General features: G+C 66.4%; 20 protein-coding genes. 5 read left to right on the top strand and 15 right to left on the bottom strand.

Annotated features, from left to right (window positions below):
* The 4 genes from dapF to JQT59_RS20245 are packed head-to-tail and all read right to left on the bottom strand — an operon-like array spanning window position 1 to window position 3,418.
* Window positions 1–870, bottom strand: coding sequence for a diaminopimelate epimerase (gene dapF / locus JQT59_RS20260; protein ID WP_213571742.1), 870 nt, complete (start codon window positions 868–870; stop codon window positions 1–3).
* Between the two features lie 60 nt (window positions 871–930).
* Window positions 931–1,779, bottom strand: coding sequence for a TrmH family RNA methyltransferase (locus tag JQT59_RS20255; RefSeq protein ID WP_213571741.1), 849 nt, complete (start codon window positions 1,777–1,779; stop codon window positions 931–933).
* Window positions 1,776–2,705 carry a tRNA (adenosine(37)-N6)-dimethylallyltransferase MiaA gene (gene miaA, locus JQT59_RS20250; RefSeq protein ID WP_213571740.1) on the bottom strand — a complete coding sequence of 310 codons (930 nt, stop codon included), beginning with the start codon at window positions 2,703–2,705 and terminating at the stop codon, window positions 1,776–1,778. The genes JQT59_RS20255 and miaA overlap by 4 nt, the downstream gene beginning before the upstream one ends.
* Window positions 2,702–3,418 (bottom strand): class III extradiol dioxygenase subunit B-like domain-containing protein, encoded by a 717-nt coding sequence (locus tag JQT59_RS20245; RefSeq protein WP_213571739.1) that lies wholly within the window; start codon window positions 3,416–3,418, stop codon window positions 2,702–2,704. The genes miaA and JQT59_RS20245 overlap by 4 nt, the downstream gene beginning before the upstream one ends.
* Before the next feature lie 202 nt (window positions 3,419–3,620).
* On the opposite strand from JQT59_RS20245, the gene JQT59_RS20240 reads away from it, so the two are divergent.
* Window positions 3,621–5,006, top strand: a complete 1,386-nt coding sequence (locus JQT59_RS20240) for a DUF349 domain-containing protein (RefSeq protein WP_213571738.1) — start codon at window positions 3,621–3,623, stop codon at window positions 5,004–5,006.
* Window positions 5,007–5,024: 18 nt separating this feature from the next.
* On the opposite strand, the gene JQT59_RS20235 is transcribed toward JQT59_RS20240, so the two are convergent.
* Window positions 5,025–5,630: an Rv2732c family membrane protein gene (locus tag JQT59_RS20235; protein ID WP_213571737.1), complete on the bottom strand. Its 606-nt coding sequence runs from the start codon at window positions 5,628–5,630 to the stop codon at window positions 5,025–5,027.
* Entirely contained in the window at window positions 5,627–7,144 is a 1,518-nt protein-coding gene (gene miaB, locus JQT59_RS20230; protein WP_213571736.1) for a tRNA (N6-isopentenyl adenosine(37)-C2)-methylthiotransferase MiaB, read from the bottom strand. The genes JQT59_RS20235 and miaB overlap by 4 nt, the downstream gene beginning before the upstream one ends.
* 208 nt (window positions 7,145–7,352) lie before the next feature.
* Here miaB and JQT59_RS20225 point away from each other — a divergent pair, with 208 nt between their 5' ends.
* From JQT59_RS20225 to JQT59_RS20210, 4 genes are all read left to right on the top strand, one after another.
* Entirely contained in the window at window positions 7,353–8,081 is a 729-nt protein-coding gene (locus tag JQT59_RS20225) for an amino acid ABC transporter ATP-binding protein (protein ID WP_109335165.1), read from the top strand.
* Window positions 8,082–8,169: 88 nt separating this feature from the next.
* Entirely contained in the window at window positions 8,170–9,003 is an 834-nt protein-coding gene (locus JQT59_RS20220; RefSeq protein WP_213571735.1) for a glutamate ABC transporter substrate-binding protein, read from the top strand.
* Between the two features lie 88 nt (window positions 9,004–9,091).
* On the top strand, window positions 9,092–9,772 hold the full coding sequence (locus JQT59_RS20215; RefSeq protein WP_213571734.1) for an amino acid ABC transporter permease: 681 nt from the start codon (window positions 9,092–9,094) through the stop codon (window positions 9,770–9,772).
* On the top strand, window positions 9,769–10,671 hold the full coding sequence (locus JQT59_RS20210; RefSeq protein ID WP_213571733.1) for an amino acid ABC transporter permease: 903 nt from the start codon (window positions 9,769–9,771) through the stop codon (window positions 10,669–10,671). The genes JQT59_RS20215 and JQT59_RS20210 overlap by 4 nt, the downstream gene beginning before the upstream one ends.
* Window positions 10,672–10,732: 61 nt before the next feature.
* Here the strand turns inward: JQT59_RS20210 and recX are convergent, their stop codons facing one another.
* The 9 genes from recX to pspM all read right to left on the bottom strand — a co-directional run bounded on the left by recX (window position 10,733) and on the right by pspM (window position 18,215).
* Window positions 10,733–11,248, bottom strand: coding sequence for a recombination regulator RecX (recX, locus tag JQT59_RS20205; RefSeq protein WP_249353691.1), 516 nt, complete (start codon window positions 11,246–11,248; stop codon window positions 10,733–10,735).
* A gap of 10 nt (window positions 11,249–11,258) precedes the next feature.
* Window positions 11,259–12,302: a recombinase RecA gene (gene recA, locus JQT59_RS20200; protein WP_213571732.1), complete on the bottom strand. Its 1,044-nt coding sequence runs from the start codon at window positions 12,300–12,302 to the stop codon at window positions 11,259–11,261.
* Window positions 12,303–12,502: 200 nt separating this feature from the next.
* Window positions 12,503–12,697: a DUF3046 domain-containing protein gene (locus JQT59_RS20195; protein ID WP_109330762.1), complete on the bottom strand. Its 195-nt coding sequence runs from the start codon at window positions 12,695–12,697 to the stop codon at window positions 12,503–12,505.
* Window positions 12,698–12,732: 35 nt separating this feature from the next.
* A complete protein-coding gene (locus JQT59_RS20190; protein ID WP_213571731.1) occupies window positions 12,733–13,881 on the bottom strand; it encodes a glycosyltransferase in 1,149 nt (382 codons plus the stop codon).
* A gap of 26 nt (window positions 13,882–13,907) precedes the next feature.
* Window positions 13,908–15,440 (bottom strand): glycerol-3-phosphate dehydrogenase/oxidase, encoded by a 1,533-nt coding sequence (locus tag JQT59_RS20185; RefSeq protein WP_502939720.1) that lies wholly within the window; start codon window positions 15,438–15,440, stop codon window positions 13,908–13,910.
* Window positions 15,437–16,060, bottom strand: a complete 624-nt coding sequence (locus JQT59_RS20180) for a TetR/AcrR family transcriptional regulator (RefSeq protein WP_213571730.1) — start codon at window positions 16,058–16,060, stop codon at window positions 15,437–15,439. The genes JQT59_RS20185 and JQT59_RS20180 overlap by 4 nt, the downstream gene beginning before the upstream one ends.
* Window positions 16,061–16,270: 210 nt before the next feature.
* Window positions 16,271–16,987, bottom strand: a complete 717-nt coding sequence (locus JQT59_RS20175; RefSeq protein ID WP_213571729.1) for a PIG-L deacetylase family protein — start codon at window positions 16,985–16,987, stop codon at window positions 16,271–16,273.
* A gap of 16 nt (window positions 16,988–17,003) precedes the next feature.
* On the bottom strand, window positions 17,004–17,180 hold the full coding sequence (locus JQT59_RS20170) for a hypothetical protein (protein WP_213571728.1): 177 nt from the start codon (window positions 17,178–17,180) through the stop codon (window positions 17,004–17,006).
* Between the two features lie 204 nt (window positions 17,181–17,384).
* Window positions 17,385–18,215, bottom strand: a complete 831-nt coding sequence (pspM, locus tag JQT59_RS20165; RefSeq protein WP_213571727.1) for a phage shock envelope stress response protein PspM — start codon at window positions 18,213–18,215, stop codon at window positions 17,385–17,387.
* Between the last annotated feature and the right edge of the window lies 1 nt (window position 18,216).

Here is an 18,216-nt window from a genome sequence, read left to right as displayed (position 1 = left end):
TCAGGTGAGCGCGTTCCACCACGAATCGTCGACAGTGCCCGACGCCACCAGGACGGACGGCCCGCGCAGGGTCGCCCGGCCGTCGGACAGCGAAACAGTGACCTGACCACCGGGAATGCGGACGATGACCTCCCCGGAGTCCGCGCCTTCGTGACGCAGAGCAGCGGTTGCCGCGGCGACCGTTCCGGTCCCGCAGGAGCGTGTCTCCCCGACCCCACGCTCGTGGACCCGCATGTCGACTGCACCCGAATCGATGCGGGTGAGGATCTCGACGTTGACGCCGTGCGGGAAGAAGCCGGGGTCGAAGCCGGGCGCGGCGGTCAGGTCGAGCGCGGAGAGTGATGCGGCGGTGAGGTGGGGGTCGACGCACGCCAGATGCGGATTTCCGACGTCGATGCCGATTCCGTTGAACACTCTGCCGTCGAGGGTGGCAGTGCTCGATCCGAGGTCGCGAACCTTTCCCATGTCGACGGTCACCTCACCGAGCGGACCCGCGGCCGAGTGGACGACAACAGGCTTACCCCCGGCACGACTCCCGACCACGAATTCATCGCGTGTCTCGAGTCCGGTGGACAGAAGGTAGTGGGCAAAAACCCGGACGCCGTTGCCACACATCTCGGCGAGAGAACCGTCCGCGTTGCGGTAGTCCATGAACCAGTCGTCGGCGGATGTTCCGTCGGGCAGGTCGGCGAGGACACCGGCCTCGGCGAGCGCGCCCGCCTTGGCGACCCTCAGGACGCCGTCGGCGCCGAGTCCGCGCCGGCGATCGCACAGTGCCTTCACCCGCGGCACCGTCAGGTCGAGGCGCACGTCGAGATCGGGAAGGACGACGAAGTCGTTCTCGGTTCCGTGCCCCTTGCTGAAGTCCATGTGTCCCACCTTATCCAACCGAGGTGCGCGCCCACCCGGACCGCGCTTGTTCGCGGCCGCTCATCGTCGCTGTCGGGCGATCTCATAGAGGGCAACGGCACCGGCCGAAGGTGCACCTAGCGAACTGGCGGCGCCGCCGATGGGAATGTTGACCACGGTGTCGCAAGCCGCTCGCCACGCGGCGCTCATGCCACGAGTCTCATTGCCGATCACCAGAACCGTGCCTCCGGTGAAGTCGTGGGCGTCGATCGTGACGGAACCTGTCTCATCCGTTCCCACGATGTGCAGATCGGTGCCGGCCGCTCGACGTGTGTCCCGGAAGGCGAGGATGTCGTCGACCGAGGACGCGGTGACGACCGGCATCGCGAAGAGCGAACCGGTGGAGGCGCGCACGCTCTGCGGGTCGAACGGGTCGGCGCCGTGGCCAACCACGATTACCGCGTCGGCACCGAATGCGTTGGCGGACCGGACAAGGGTGCCGAGGTTGCCCGGCGAGCTCGGCCGGTCGAAGACCACGATCAACGGACTCGTCTGCAGCTCCAGATCTTTCAGTCGCGGTGCGCGGATCTTCGCCACGGCGATCAGTTCCGGGGCGGTGTCGGCCTTCTCGCCCAACTCCCCCATCAGTTCGGCACTGACACCGATCTGTTCGATCGACCGGGCGCCGCGCACGTCGCGGGCCCACTCCGACAGGGGTGGGCCGTCGACGCGGTACAGCAGCGATTCGATCGGCCACCCGTAGTCGAGCGCCAGCGTGAGGGGGCGCACACCCTGAATCAGGAAGCGCCCCGCTTTCGAGCGTTTACTGCGGTTGGTGAGGTAGGACTGCCACTGCTGGAAGCGGGCATTGCGGGCGGTGACCAGGAGATTCGAGGTCGGACGGTTCCGTCCGGACGGCGTGCGGCTCATCGTTCTCCCGGTGTCGGCGGCTGTTGCAGCATTCGGACGGTCGTGTCGGCGAGGTGTGGATCGCTGCCGTCGACCCAGCGGATACGCGTGTCTCGGCGGAACCACGACCGCTGACGGCGCACATAGCGACGAGTCCCGATGAACGTGCGCTCCCGGGCCTCGTCCAAGTCGTATTTCCCGTCGATCCACGCGAGTACCTGCGCGTAGCCGATGGCGCGCGGCGCGGTCACCCCTTCCCGCAGGCCCACGTCGATCAGACCGCGCACCTCCTCCACGAGACCGCGATCGAACATCAGCTCGGTCCGAAGTCCGATGCGTTGATCTAGCTCCGCGGTCTCCCTGTCGACACCGACAATGCGTGTGCCCCATCGTGGTTCACCGATGCGGGGCGCAGATGCCGCGAACGGCCGACCGGTGATCTCGACAACCTCGAGGGCCCGCACCAGACGTCTGCCGTCGGTCGGAAGGATGGATGCGGCGGCATCAGGATCCACCCGGCTGAGCTCCGCATGTACTGCGGCGACACCGTGCTCGGCGAGGACGGCTTCCCACCGCGCGCGCACCGAAGGGTCGGTGGCCGGGAAGCTCCACTCGTCGAGCAGGGACTGCACGTACATCATCGATCCGCCGACGATGATGGGGACGGCGCCGCGCGCCGCGATCGCCTCCACGTCATGGACTGCGGCCCGTTGGTAGTTCGCCACCGTGGCGGTCTCGGTCACGTCGAGCACGTCGAGTTGGTGGTGCACGATGCCGCGTCGCTCGTGGGGTGCCAGTTTCGCGGTCCCGATGTCCATGCCGCGATAGAGCTGCATCGCGTCGATGTTGACGATCTCCCCGCCCCACCGTTCGGCGAGGTCGAGGGCAAGCTCCGATTTCCCGGTGGCCGTGGGCCCGACCACCGCCACTGGAACCGGCGACGTCATGGACGCCACTCCCCCACGTGGTACGCCACTCCGTACGGCGCCGCGCTGTAGAGCGTCCGGCACGAGGAAGGGGGCGCGTCGAACACGCCGGCGAGCACCTGCCACGGAACCCGTCCACCGAGCCCCAGTTGGTTGCACAGCCCCGGTTCGAGGGCCAGAAGAGCATCGCGGTCGCCTGATTCCAGCGCCGCATCGATTCGGGCCTGCACTCCCTCCGCTCGCGGGTCGAACGCACCGGGCGCCTTCGCGGTCAGGGTGTTGGCCCCGTCCGCGACAATCATGAGGCCGCGGGGCTCGTCATCTCGGTCGAGGAAGCCTCGCAGTGCCGCGCCGTACTCGGCGCACCGCTCGACCGGCAGGTCGGCGGCCAATACACGGGCGTCGACTACCGCGTCCGGCGCCCAGGTTCCGCGTATCCATCCGGCTGTCAGTGCCGCGAGCGGTAGCTCCGGGTCCGGATTCTCGGCGTGTCCGGGCCGCAGCGTCACCCGGACGTCGACCCCGTAGCCCAAGTACGTGCCCTGCGCCTCGGAAGGCACATCGATGGTGGTGGCGCCCGCACCTACCGCAACCCACTCGGAGGAGAGCGCCGACAACGCCTTGGCGGCCACCGCCACCGCGTCCCTCAAGGACGCCGTCTCTGCTGCCGCTGCGCCCGCCAGTTCAGGGACCAGAAGCGGCGGTGAGGGCACGAGAATTGCGGCGGTGAACACACGCGTCACGCTAGTCGACCGCCCGAACGCACCCGACATCCGATTCGGCGCCTGCACTCGTTCGGTACCAACGGTGCCCGTCTGACCTGATTCAATAGTCCCCAGAGCCCGTACCGGGTTGAATGGAACAAGCCCTGCCGGGTCGGTATGGAGCCGGTAATGCGTTCAGGCAGCCGTGACGCGCGGCAGAGATGAGGAAGCGATGACCGACAGTAGCGACGCACAGCCCGCCGTGGAGCCTGCCGCCGAGCAGCACGACACGCCGAAGCCGAGTGTCCCTAAACCGGGCGGCGCCGCGAAACCGGGTGCACCCAAACCGGGCCCCACGCCGAAGCATGCACTCTCCGCCCCCGCCGTCGCAGCCCCGCCCGGGAGCGACCCCAGCAAGTTCGGCCGGGTGGACGACGACGGCACCGCATGGGTCAAGACCGCCGACGGTGAACGCCAGATCGGTTCGTGGCAGGCCGGTGACGCTGCCGAGGGGCTGGCCCATTTCGGTCGACGATTCGACGACCTCGCCACCGAGGTGGCCCTCCTCGAGGCCCGGCTCAACTCCGGAGCCGGAGACGCGAAGAAGACCAAGGCCGCGGCGATCGCACTCGCCGAATCGTTGCCGACCGCAGCGGTGATCGGTGACATCGAATCGCTCGCTGCCCGACTCGATGCCGTCATCGCCGGCTCGGACGAAGCCGCCGCGCACGCGAAACACGAGAAGGAAAAGTCGCGGCAGGCACATACCGAACGCAAGGAGGAGCTGGCCGCCGAGGCTGAGCGGATCGGCGCGGAATCCACGCAGTGGAAGGCCGCGGGTGATCGCCTCCGCGAAATCCTGGAAGAGTGGAAAACCATTCGCGGAATCGACCGGAAGGTCGACGATGCGCTGTGGAAGCGGTACTCCAAGGCGCGGGAGGCATTCAACCGACGCCGCGGCGCGCACTTCGCCGAACTCGACCGCGAACGCGCGGCGGCGAAGACGAAGAAGGAAGAGCTCGTCGCCCGCGCCGAGGCCCTGGCCGACTCCACCGATTGGGGACCCACCGCCGGGGCGTTCCGTGATCTCCTCGCCGAATGGAAGGCCGCCGGGCGCGCTCCCCGCGAAGCCGACGACGCACTGTGGAAGCGGTTCAAGGGCGCTCAGGACTTGTTCTTCGCCGCGCGCAACGCCGCCTCCTCCGAACGCGACGCCGAGTTCGAGGAGAATGCGGTCGCGAAGGAGGAGCTGCTGAAGTCCGCCGGACACATCGATCCCACCAAGGACATCGACGCTGCCCGGGCCGCACTACGCGACTTGCAAGAGAAGTGGGATGCCATCGGCAAGGTGCCCCGCGAGCGGATGCACGACCTCGAGGGCAAGTTGCGGGCCATCGAGAAGCGCGTGCGTGACGCCGCCGACGAACAGTGGCGACGCACTGATCCGGAGGCTCTCGCCCGGGCAGCGCAGTTCCGCGAACGCGTCAGCCAGTTCGAGGAACAGGCCGCCAAGGCGACCGCGGCGGGTAAGACCAAGGACGCCGAAAGCGCACTCGCTCAGGCGCAGCAGTGGCGTGAATGGGCCGAGGCCGCGGAAGGCGCCGTCAGCGGACAGTAAGTCGCGAGAACGGCGTCGTCAGACGTTCCAGTCGCCGCGTCGCTCCGCTTCGGCGGCAGCGGCGCGGCGTTCCTCTTCCGCGGCCAGCTGCAACGCGGTCCTGCTCCACACGACTTTCAGCCAGTGGAAGGTCAGCACGATCACGGTCAGCCAGCCGATGATCAGGCCGATTCCCGGACCCGCCGCCTCGACACCCGGCGCCGGAGTCTGGCGGGTCCAGATGGCGAGCATCCCGAAGACGATCGACACGGCGGTTCCCGCGAGCGCAACCCAGGCCAGTGCCCAACGGCGCGTGATCAGCGCCAGCATCGACGCGACGACGCCGAACACCACTTCGAACCAGACGAACAGTCGCGACGGCAAAGTGATGACTTCTGCGCGGGCATCGTCCCCGTAGACCAACACCTCCCAGCCGTTCGCGACACCGGAATGCGGCAAGGTCAGGGACCCCAGCAGAATCACGACAGCGATCGCGACGACCAGCGCCCGCACTCCCGGGTCGATCTCACCGGCGACCTTCTTCTCGGCCGCGTCGAAATCTTTCAGATAGCTCTCGATCGGATCGCTCTCGCCGCTCGGACCGTTGTCCCCGCTGGTGCGATCGTCGTCATGCGAGGAGGTCATGCGCTGCATCCCATCTGAGCGGGTAGTGGTGCCGGTGCACCGATCTGCGGGAGTCCGAGCCCGACACCGATAGGCGGAGTCTTGGGCGTGACGCCCTTCTCGAAGGAGTCACCGGCGCGGGTGCGACGGTGGGTGAGGACCGGGGTGTCGGCGACCAAGTGGTGCGGGGCCGCCGCGCTCACCACCAGGGTGACGACATCGCCCGGCCGGATGTTGCCGTCGATGTTGCCCTCGGGACGGAAATGGACGAGCCTGCCGTCGCGGGCGCGTCCGCTCATCCGCAACGTTTCGGCGTTCTTGCGACCCTCACCGGCAGCGACGAGGAGTTCCACCTCGGCACCGACCAGCTTCCGATTCTCCTCGAGCGTGATCTCCTCCTGAAGTGCAATGAGACGCTCGTACCGTTCCTGAACGACGGCTTTGGGAAGCTGACCCTCCATGTCGGCGGCGGGCGTGCCCGGACGCTTGGAGTACTGGAAGGTGAAGGCACTGGTGAACCGGGCCTGCCGGACGACGTCGAGTGTGCCTTGAAAGTCTTCCTCGGTCTCACCGGGGAAACCGACGATGATGTCGGTGGTGATCGCCGCGTGCGGCATCGCAGTGCGGACCTTCTCGATGATGCCCAGAAACCGCGTCGTCCGGTACGAACGCCGCATCGCCTTCAGTACGCGGTCGGAGCCGGACTGAAGCGGCATGTGCAGTTGCGGGCAGACCGCCGGAGTTTCCGCCATGGCCTCGATGACGTCGTCGGTGAACTCGGCCGGGTGCGGAGACGTGAATCGGATCCGCTCGAGTCCGTCGATCTCGCCGCATGCGCGCAGCAGTGCGGCGAACGCCCCCCGATCGCGCGGCTGCTCCGGGTCGGCGAAGGACACGCCGTAGGCGTTGACGTTCTGGCCGAGGAGGGTCACTTCGAGGACGCCCTCGTTCACGAGAGCCTGAACCTCGGCGAGAATGTCGCCGGGCCTGCGGTCGACTTCCTTGCCACGCAGGGCGGGCACGATGCAGAACGTGCAGGTGTTGTTGCAGCCCACCGAGATGGACACCCACCCGGCATACGCCGACTCTCGCTTCGCGGGCAGCGTGGACGGGAACGCCTCGAGGGCGTCGAGGATCTCGACCTCGGCTCGCTGGTTGTGACGCGCACGGTCCAGCAGCGCAGGGAGCGACCCGATGTTGTGGGTTCCGAACACCACGTCCACCCACGGCGCCTTCTTCACGACGACCTCGCGGTCCTTCTGGGCCAGGCAACCACCGACCGCGATCTGCATGTCGGGGTTCTTCTCCTTCGCAGGCGCGAGATGACTCAGATTGCCGTACAGCTTGTTGTCGGCGTTCTCGCGCACCGCGCACGTGTTGAACACCACGAGGTCGGGCGTCTGCCCGGTGGCCGCCTTGGTGTACCCGGCGTCCTCGAGCAGACCCGACAGGCGCTCGGAGTCGTGCACGTTCATCTGGCAGCCGTAGGTGCGCACCTCGTAGCTGCGCTGAGAGTTCTGGTCGATCGTGTCCACGTTCCCAGGGTACGGGCCTCGACAAATCGCCTCGTCGGGGCCGCTGTGCACCACGACACACCGTCGGCACCCGGCAGTAAAGTTTCCGTGACATCCCGAGGATTCTCGGAGTAAATGTCGAGACTGCCGCTTCCACCACATAGGGTCATCGACTATGACGCAAGCCGACGACGCGACGCCGACACCCCCGACGGGTGCGGCCACGTCCATGATCTCGATGCAATCGGTGAACAAGCACTTCGGCGCCCTCCATGTTCTTCAGGACATCGACCTCGAAGTTCCGCGCGGGCAGGTCGTGATCGTCCTCGGACCCTCAGGTTCCGGGAAGTCGACGCTCTGCCGCACCATCAACCGCCTCGAGCCGATCGACTCCGGGGTCATCGCAGTGGACGGCAAGGTCCTGCCCGCCGAGGGCAAGGCTCTGGCAGCGCTCCGCGCCGACGTGGGCATGGTGTTCCAATCCTTCAACCTGTTCGCCCACAAGACAATTCTCGAGAACGTGATGCTCGCTCCGATGAAGGTCCGGAAGAAGAGCACCGCGGATGCGAAGGCCACCGCTCGCCAACTGCTCGAACGGGTCGGCATTGCGAATCAGGCGGACAAGTACCCCGCTCAGCTGTCGGGTGGACAGCAGCAGCGCGTAGCGATAGCGCGTGCCCTCGCCATGAATCCGAAGGTGATGCTGTTCGACGAGCCCACCTCCGCACTCGACCCCGAGATGGTCAACGAGGTCCTCGACGTCATGACCTCGCTCGCCAAGGAAGGCATGACGATGCTCGTGGTCACCCACGAGATGGGGTTCGCCCGCAAGGCCGGTGATCGCGTCCTGTTCATGGCCGACGGCCAGATCGTCGAAGACTCCGATCCCAGCACCTTCTTCACTGCTCCCGAATCGGAGCGCGCGAAGGACTTTCTCGGCAAGATTCTCAGCCACTGATCCAGTCGAGGGCCGCGGGCGGACATCCGCTCGCGGGCTTCGGTGGACTGCCCTGTCTCAACCCGTTATTTCTATGGAGAGGAACTCGATGAGGATCAATCGCGCGATTCGTTGGGGAATCGGCGTCATGGCAGTCGCCGTCGTCGCGTCCGGCTGCGGCGGAGGTGAGGAGAAAAGCGCTTCTCAGAGTGCATCCGAGGGCAAGTTGACCGTGGGCATCAAATTCGACCAGCCTGGTCTCGGGCAGCGTAACCCCGACGGAAGCTTCAGCGGCTTCGACGTCGAGGTGGCCGAATACGTGGCCGGTAAGCTGGGCGTCGCACCCGAGAACATCGAGTTCAAGGAGTCGCCGTCCGCACAGCGCGAGACCCTGATCCAGAACGGTGAGGTCGACTACATCGTCGCCACCTACTCGATCACGGACGCCCGCAAGGAAAAGGTCGACTTCGCGGGACCGTACTTTATTGCGGGACAGTCACTTCTGGTGAAGTCGGAGAACACCGACATCACGGGCCCCGATTCACTGCGCGGCGGAAAGAAGTTGTGCTCGGTCACGGGTTCCACGCCCGCGCAGAAGGTCAAGGACCAGTACGCCCAGGATGTGCAGCTGCAGGAGTTCGACACCTACTCCGCCTGTGTCGAGGCCCTGCGTAACGGCGCGGTCGACGCCGTGACCACCGACGACATCATCCTGGCCGGTTACGCCGCCCAGTACCCGGGTGAGCTGAAGGTGGTCGGTGAACCCTTCACCGAGGAGCGGTACGGAATCGGCCTCGCCAAGGGCGACGACGAAACCCGCGGCAAGATCAACGACGCCGTCGACGCGATGATCGCGGACGGTTCGTGGCAGACCGCGTTCAACGACACCGTCGGAGCTTCCGGCTACCCGCTGCCTGCACCGCCGACCGTCGATCGTTACTGAGTATTTTCTCTCCGTGTCGGACGGCCTCGCTTCGGCGGGCCGTCCGACACGGTTCGACTCCAACCACCGGGATCTCGGGAGACGGTAAGTGGACCTATTGAGCAAGTACAGCGATCAGCTGATCGACGCCTTCTGGACGACGGTGCAACTCACCGCCTTCTCGGCCATCGGCGCGCTGATACTCGGCACCATCCTCGCCGCGATGCGGGTGTCGCCGATTCCCGTCGCACGCGGCGTCGGCGCCGCGTACGTGACAATCTTCCGGAACACTCCCCTGACACTCATCATCATTTTCTGTTCGTTCGGGCTCTTCCAGACGATGGGCGTCACTCTCGCCCCCGAACAGTCACCGACTTTCTTCACCGAGAACAACTTTCGGCTCGCCGTTCTGGGTTTGAGCGTCTACACCGCGGCCTTCGTCTGCGAGTCGCTCCGGTCCGGTATCAACACCGTGCACGTCGGGCAGGCCGAGGCCGGACGGTCACTCGGCCTCACGTTCTCTCAGAATCTGCGCCTGATCGTGCTGCCCCAGGCTTTCCGCGCCGTGACCGCACCCCTGGGTAGCGTCCTCATCGCCTTGACCAAGAACACCACGATCGCCTCGGTGATCGGCGTCGCCGAGGCGTCACTTCTCATGAAGGAGATGATCGAGAACGAGGCCGCAATCTTCGTCGTCGGTGGCATCTTCGCCCTCGGATTCGTGGTTCTCACACTGCCGATGGGCCTTCTGTTCGGCTACCTGAGCAAGCGATTCGAGGTTGCACGATGAGCAATTCCGCCACTGTCCTCTACGACGCCCCCGGACCCCGCGCGCGGAACACCTACCGCTTGATCTCCGTGGCGGTGGCCGTCGTCCTCCTCGGCATCGGTTACCTCGTCTTCGTAGCGCTCGACGACAAGGGACAGCTGACGTCCGCGAAGTGGAATCCCTTCGTCGAGTCGACATCGTGGACCACCTATCTGATTCCCGGCATCCGCGGAACGCTCGTGGCTGCAGCCGTGTCGATCGTGTTTGCGTTGATTCTCGGCGCGATTCTCGGTATCGGCCGACTGTCGGATCATCGACCGATTCGGTGGATTGCCGGCGGGATCGTGGAACTTTTCCGTTCCATCCCGGTGCTGATTCTGATGATCTTCTCGTACCAGCTCTTCGCCGAATACGAGGTCTTCAAGTCGAAGTATCTGGCCCTCGCCGCCGTCATCGTGGGTCTCACTCTCTACAACGGTTCGGTGATCGCCGAAATTGTGCGCGCAGGGATCAACTCACTCCCCAAGGGGCAAAGTGAGGCGGCGATGGCCCTGGGTATGCGCAAAGGCCAGATCATGCGGACGATCCTCCTTCCGCAAGCCGTCACGGCGATGCTGCCGGCCATCATCTCGCAGATGGTGGTGGCTTTGAAGGACTCCGCTCTCGGTTACCTCATCGGGTACGTGGAGGTGGTGCGCTCGGGGCAGCAACTCGGCGCCTTCTACGGCAACTACCTGCCCGCGTTGATTGTCGTGGCCATCATCATGATTGTGCTCAACTCGACACTGACCGTGGTGGCGACCCGAGTGGAGAAGCGACTGCGTTCCGGTCGCAAGGGTGGAGCGATCCCCCCTGCGGACATCGGGGTCGTTCCTGCGGTCTCGGTTCCGGGACTGGACATCACCGACAAGAGACTGTGATGTGGAGCGGCAGGGTGGAACGCCGTCCCACCCTGCCGTAACTGCCGGAATGCTGCGGGGCTCACCCGTCGTCGAACATTCCGTCGGTGTCGTCGCCGAGGTGATCGAGCTGCTCTTTGACCACCTCGAATGCCATTCCCTGTGAAAAGCCCCGGCGCGCAAGCATCGACACGAGGCGTCGAACTGCCCGGTCGCGGTCGTCGACGGAAAGCGTCCGCAGCTTCTTCGCGACCAGTTCTGTGGCCCGTTCGCGTTCGTCTTCGTTGTCGATCTGTGCGAGCGCCTCGCTGGCGTGCTCCTGGCCGATGCCTTTGCGGCGCAATTCCATGGCTAGCGCCCGCTTGCCTTTGCCGGAGTAGGTGTGCCGCGACTGGACCCATTGCTGGGCGAAGTCGGCGTCATTGACCAATCCGACTTCGCTGAGGCGATCGAGTACACGTTCGGAAATATCGGCCGAGTAGCCCTTCTTCGCGAGCCGCTCGGACAGTTCTGCTCTGCTTCGGGCACGATCCGTGAGGAGACGCAGGCACAATTCCTTGGCCTGCGTCTCTGTCCCACCTTCGCCCGTCGGACGCACGGTCTCTTCCCTAGAAGTCGACCGGGGCAGCGTCGTCCGTCACAGCGGTCACGTCGGCCCCGATCCCGAGCTTTTCCTTGATCTTCTTCTCGATCTCGTCCCGGATATCGGTGTTCTCCAGCAAGAACTTTCGGGCATTTTCCTTACCCTGCCCCAACTGGTCGCCTTCGTACGTGTACCAGGATCCGGACTTGCGGATGAACCCGTGCTCGACGCCCATGTCGATCAGCGAGCCTTCCTTGCTGATTCCGAGGCCGTAGAGGATGTCGAACTCTGCCTGCTTGAACGGCGGGGCCACCTTGTTCTTGACGACCTTGACGCGCGTGCGGTTACCGACCGCGTCCGTGCCGTCCTTGAGGGTCTCGATACGCCGAACGTCCAGGCGCACCGAGGAGTAGAACTTCAGCGCTTTACCGCCCGTGGTCGTTTCGGGGGAACCGAACATGACGCCGATCTTCTCGCGCAGCTGGTTGATGAAGATGGCGGTGGTGCCCGAATTGCTGAGCGCACCAGTCATCTTGCGCAGCGCCTGGCTCATCAGACGGGCCTGCAAACCCACGTGGCTGTCGCCCATTTCGCCTTCGATCTCGGCACGGGGGACGAGCGCCGCCACCGAGTCGATCACGAGAATGTCGAGGGCGCCGGAACGGATCAGCATGTCGGCGATTTCGAGTGCCTGCTCGCCGGTGTCGGGCTGCGACACCAGCAGGGCATCGGTGTCGACACCGAGCTTCTGGGCATAGTCGGGATCGAGAGCGTGCTCGGCGTCGATGAAGGCGGCGATGCCGCCGGCAGCCTGGGCATTGGCGACCGCATGCAGAGCGACCGTCGTCTTACCCGACGACTCCGGGCCGTAGATTTCGACGACTCGGCCCCGGGGCAGGCCGCCGATGCCGAGGGCCACGTCCAACGCGATGGAACCGGTCGGGATGACAGCGATGGGCTGACGCACACCTTCGCCCAGGCGCATCACCGAGCCCTTGCCGAAGTTCTTGTCGATCTGCGCAAGCGCCAGGTCGAGCGCCTTGTCGCGATCGTGTGCGTGTGGTGCCATCGTCGGTCCCCATTCTCGAGTTCGTCTGTGCTCTGCGGTCAGGTTAGATCCAGGTAGCGACAAGAACCGTGACCACTGAACATCTCCAGCATAGGGGAACGTGTGTTCGATTGTCGCGATCGGGTGTTCGACACGCCGCCCGGATTGCCGGCCGCCTGATCAGGCGGCGGTGCCGCTCATCTACCCCGCGGCGGTGCCGCTCATCTACGCTGCGGGGGGACGTCGAATTCGGCGCAGAGTTCTCGCCACACTTCCCGTGGTTCGCGGCCTTCCTCGATGGCTTCGGCGGCGGTTTTGCCACCGAGGCCGAGGAGGACGTGGTCGACGAGCAGTGCGTCGCCGCGCATCTGCCCGAACTCGTCGCGGACCAGTTGGTGAAATTCGGTCAGTCGCACGTTTCTACGCTAGCGGACGCGCGCAGCGCAGGTTGTCATCGCAGCGCTCCACGGCACACTTCGACGGGATCATCGACTTCGGCGACGGTTTTCGCGGCCCGTTGTGCCGCCTCGGTGAATGCCGCGTGGGACAGCACCCGTTCCACCGCGGCACGAAGAGCATCCGGGCTCGGTGGTCGGACGATGACGGCGCTCCCCTGCCGGACGGCTCGGTTGGCCAGTTCCCATTGATCGCCGCCTCCGGGCACTACCACGACCGGGACTCCTGCAAGCAGCGCCTTTGCGAGCATCCCGTGGCCACCCCCGCAGACGACGACGTCGGCATGCTGCAACATGACGTCCTGCCGTCCGAGCCCGGCGCGCGCCCAGGCCGGGACCGTCGTCGGCGCTCCCTCCAGGATGGAGGCGATCACCCGCACTCCGGCTCCCTCGAGTCCGCTGAGGGTGGTCTCGAGCATGCCTTCGGCGCCGGTGAAGGCGGTGGACGGCGCAACCATGACCAGCGGATCGCTGCCGTCGGGGACGGGTAGCACCTCGTCGGTGGGTTCCCACAACAGCGGGCCGACCACATACGTCTCCGCAGGCCAATCGGGTCGCGGCACCTCGAGCGCAGGGAGGGTGGCGATAAGTCGGCGCACAGGCCCCGGGTCCTCGCTCGGCAGTCCGACACTGACGCGCGCCTGCGTGCGCTGCCGCTCACCCTGCCGGATCGATCGTGCCGTCGCGGCCCGCATGAGGGTATCGCGAATCCGGCCGCGGACACCGGTCCCGGGAGCGAGACCACTACCGATCGGCGGCAATCCCTTCGACGGTGCGTAGAGCGGATGCGGTGACAGTTCGATCCAGGGGATCCCCAACCTCTCGGCGGCCATTCCTCCGCCCGCGGTGAGGATGTCGGATACCACCAGGTCGGGGTTCATCGCGCGCAGGTCGGGCAAGAGTTCGGTGGAGATGTGCGCGGCCCGTCCGTGGATGCGCGCGCCTGCGTCGAGATCGTCATCGATGGGCCGCGGTGCGAGGCCCCTCAGCAGTTCGGTGGGCACTCCGGCGGCCCGTGCCGGCTCGATCCAGCGGGCGCCTGTGAACAGGACCGGTTCGTCGCCCGCCTCGATGAATGCCAGGCACAAGGCAAGGGCAGGAAAGGCATGTCCGGGATCCGGCCCGGCGACCACAGCGACTCGCACGAGCACAGGGTGTCACACGGCCGTCGTCACCGAGTCTCGAACGCCGATTCGGCAGCGCCCAGCGCCCGCGCCCGGTCGGCCGCGACGAGCCCGATCCGGGTACGCCGGTCGAGGAGATCATCTACGTCGAGCGCGCCCTCGTGCGAGACCCCGAAGTCGAGTTCGGCACGGCTGACGTCCAACCCGTCCGCAATCGGCGCCAGCATGGCAGGGTCGGCGGCGACCAGCGCGGCTTCGGTTCCGTAGCGGGCGATCAGCGACGGCGGCGCGGCCACGTTTCGCAGGGCGTCCGGGGAGGCGGCACCGACGAGCGGCAGTGCGCGAGTGCGGCAGGGACCCGCCGGCAGTCCTGCGAGCTCGACGACGGCGTCGACCGCGTCTTCCGCCATCTTGCGGTAGGTGGTCAGCTTGCCACCGACCACGCTGACGAGTCCCGTGCTGGAATGCAGGACCGCGTGGTTGCGGGACAGGTCGGCCGTCGAGCCGTCGCCGGTGTGGAGGAGAGGGCGCAGACCTGCGAATGTACCCAGAACATCCGAGCGTCCCAGCGGGTTCTCCAAAGCAGTGTTGACTGTGGCCAGCAGGAAGTCGATCTCCTCCTCGGACGCGGCCGGGATGTCGGGCACAGGCCCGGGTGCCGCCTCGTCCGTCAAACCGAGGTACACCCTGCCCAATTGGGCCGGCAACGCGAAGACGAAACGATTGGACGCCCCCGGGATGGGCACGGTCAGCGCGGCGGTGGGATTGCCGAGGCGGCCTGCGGACAGCACGAGGTGCGTGCCACGACTCGGCCTGAGACTGATGTCGGGGTCGATCTCCCCCGACCAGACCCCCGCCGCGTTGATCACCGTGCGCGCCTCGATCACCATTTCCGACCCGGTCAACTCGTCACGCAGTGTGGCCGACGTGCCGGTCACCTTGTACGCGCCCGTCCGTGTGAGAATTTTCGCGCCGTGCATCGCTGCCGTACGGGCGAGACCGATCACGAGTCGAGCATCGTCGACGAGCTGTCCGTCGAACGCGACGAGACCGCCTCGCAACCCCTGCCTGCGCACTGCTGGGGCGAGCTCGGCCACACGGTCGGGACGCACCGTCCGCGACCTCGGCAGGATGGTCGGCGACGTGTGTGCCCCGGCGCGCAAGATGTCGCCCGCGAGGAAACCCGCGCGAACCAGGGTCTTGCCGAACACGGTGGTGGAGTCGAGGACGGGAACCAGCTGCGGCAGTGCCCGGACGAGGTGTGGGGCCGTCCGGGTCATCAGAATCCCCCGTTCGATCGCACTTTCCCGTGCGATACCGACGTTGCCCGACGCCAGGTAGCGCAATCCCCCGTGCACGAGCTTGGAACTCCACCTGCTGGTTCCGAACGCGAGGTCGCGTTTCTCGACGAGCACGACATTCAACCCCCGCGTCGCGGCATCGAGGGCCACACCGGCGCCGGTCACGCCGCCACCGATCACGAGTACGTCGATGCGCCCGTCGTCTGCCAGCTGGTGCAGTTCGCGGGTCCTGCGGTCGGCATGGAGCGCCGAGGGGTGAGTCGAAATTCCGTCGTTCACCGAAGTCCTCCAGCGCTCTCGTGGTTCGGTGGTGCAAGGTAGGCACCGATCGCCCGGCGCAGCTCTCCGGTAAGCGCATCGTCGGGTAGTTCCTCGGCGACCATTGCCGCTGATTGGACCGCGGACTGCGCGACGAGCAGCACCATGGTGGCGATGTGGCGACTGTCGCCGGCGCGCACGGAGTTCTGTCGCTGGCCGGCAACCACGGCGAGTGCCACCCGGTCGATGATCGCTTTCTGGCTGGTTCCCAGGCGCTCGAGGACGTATGTCGTGAAGAGTTCCTGATCCGAGCGCAGAATCTTGACGAAGAGCGGATGATGTCGCACCGCCGCGGAGACATCGACGACAGCGTCGACGAGTTGGTCGTAAACCGGCTCGTCGAGTGTGAATGCCGGGGTGAGATCGGCGATCTCGCGCGTCATGAGGTCGGCGACCACCGCCCGGGTGTCCGCCCAACGACGGTAGACCGTCGGTCGGCTGACCCCCGCCCGGCGCGCGACCTCGGCCAGGGTGGTTCTGCGCAACCCGAAGTCGAGGATGCAGGAACGAGCTGCGTCGAGTATGGCGTCGTCGACGCTCGGCGTGCTGTCGTCACGCGACAGAGGATTACGGATAGACATCGTGTGTAACACCGTAACGCATCGGCGATGTTCTCACCTCGGCACCGCAGTACTCAACTGTGCTCGAGACTGTGGGCGTCGGCCGTCAGTGGAGGGCGCGGACACGTAGTTCGGGAATCGTAGGGTTTCCGTCACGGCCCGAGTCTTGAACCGCCACCGCAAGCCCCCGCCACGCCGGCGCGGGGGCCACAGCGCTTCAGGAAGGCGGAGTCACTCGAAGTAGTAGAGGTCGAAGCCGACGGCGCGGTCGGCTTCGAATCCGGGCTGTGGGGCGGTGACCGCCTCGACCTGGGCGCGCGCCTGTTTTCCCACGGGGATGTCGGACAGCGCTTCGAGATAGCGTGCATGCTCGGCGAGTGACAGCACGGCTCGATCGACGGTGTCCGTGACGTCGACCGCATGAGTGGGTTGCATGGTGTTGACCGCGACCCAGCGCACGCCGCGCCACGGCGGCAGTCCCCTCTCCCCCAGTTCGGGAAAGATCCACTCGTTCGCGGCATCCGCTGCGGCATCGAGGACACTGCGTCCGAGGGCGCGATGGTCGGCACTGTTGGGCTGCCCGGGACCCCAGGTATCGCCGAAGTGTGCGGTTACCACCATGTCGGGGCGATGACGCCGAATGGCCGCAGCGAGGTCGCGGCGCAGATCCAGACTTTCGACGAGCCGCCCGTCGGGGTAGCCGAGAAACTCCACTTGGGACACCCCCACGACGGCCGCCGAGCGACGCTCCTCCTCCTCGCGGATGGGACCCGATTCACGAGGGTGCAGTCCCGCGATTCCGGCTTCGCCACTGGTCGCGAGCACATATCGGATGTCCTTGCCCTGCGCGGTCCATCGGGCGATCGCCGCTGCCGCCCCGTATTCGATGTCATCGGGGTGGGCGACGACGACGAGCCCGCGATGCCAGTCCTCAGGTACCGGTTGCATGGTTCGAGACTGCACCTCAGAGGCGTGTGATGTCAGACGTCTCGCCGGATCCGGACATCGCCTTGTACAGGAGGTATGCCCCGAACACGACTGCACTGACGACAAGTACCCAGAACAGGCCCTCGATCAAGGCACCGACGACGGCCAGCGCGATCCAGATCAGCACGATCGCCAGAACGATTTTCCAGAACATGACTTCCTCCACTCACATCTCCCCGATCGATTCCTGCGCGACATCCGATGGACCCCACTCGTCGGGTACGCACACCAGCCTGGCACGTAGCTGCTCGTAAAGCACCAGGTCATCGCAAAGATCAGGGAAAGTTCAGGGTTGTCCCCCACTCCCCTGAGCCCGGACGGCGCCGGTCACGACGCCATGGGAAAGACATGACCGAGCTCAGCGGTATCGGCGCACGACGTCGTCGATCTCGCCGAGCGCCGCGGCGAGGCCGGCCAGCTTTTCGGTAGCCGAAACCAGCTCCGCACGTTCGGTGGCCAGGCCGCCCACCGCCCCGGACGCGCCGGGAACCGTGACTTCGGCGGCAGCAGCAACCAGTTCCTCGAATTGATCGACGCCGTCGTCGAGTTGTGCAGCGGCGGAAGCGATGGCCCGGTGGAGCGACGGCGCTGCCGCCCGGCTTCCGGCGGCGGCGCTCTCCATCTCCGCGATATCGACGGCGACCGCGTGCAGAGCGGCCGCCGCGGACCGCGCTGTGCGGTGGGTGTCTTCGACATCATCCGGCCTGATCGCCGCCGAACGACTGAGCACCCCCAGAATTCCGTGGAGTGCGCGCTCGCTGTGCACGAGCCGCTCCATCGGCTCCCGGGCGGCCGAGGAGGGCGGCGGGAGGGACCGTCGGTCAGGGCGGCCCGGCGGCGGCACGACGGCGTCGAGCTTCCGGTAACGGTTCAGCGCCATCACCGCCGGCACCGCGAACACGACCGCGCCGCCGCCGGCCATCACCATCGACCATTCGGGAGCAGCAGCGAGGGCGAGGCCCGCAGCACCGGTCGCCGAGGATCCGGACACGACGCCGTAGCGCTGCGCCCACCGGCGAGCGCGTCGCTTCTTCCGTAACAGGCGTTCGCGCGGATCACGCCAGCGCTGAGCAGCCTCGACGACCGACTCACCGGCGTCCCGCAAGGCGCCCTGCACTCCAGCGAGGCCGGATACGACAGTGGCCGACCGGACGACACGTCCGGGTCGGCCACCTCGGGTGGAACTCATG

The sequence above is a fragment of the Rhodococcus sp. USK13 genome, from assembly GCF_018343855.1.
GTDB classification, from domain to species: domain Bacteria; phylum Actinomycetota; class Actinomycetes; order Mycobacteriales; family Mycobacteriaceae; genus Rhodococcus_F; species Rhodococcus_F oxybenzonivorans.
Note: the sequence above shows the minus strand (reverse complement) of the source record. Positions and strands in the feature narration are given on the sequence as shown.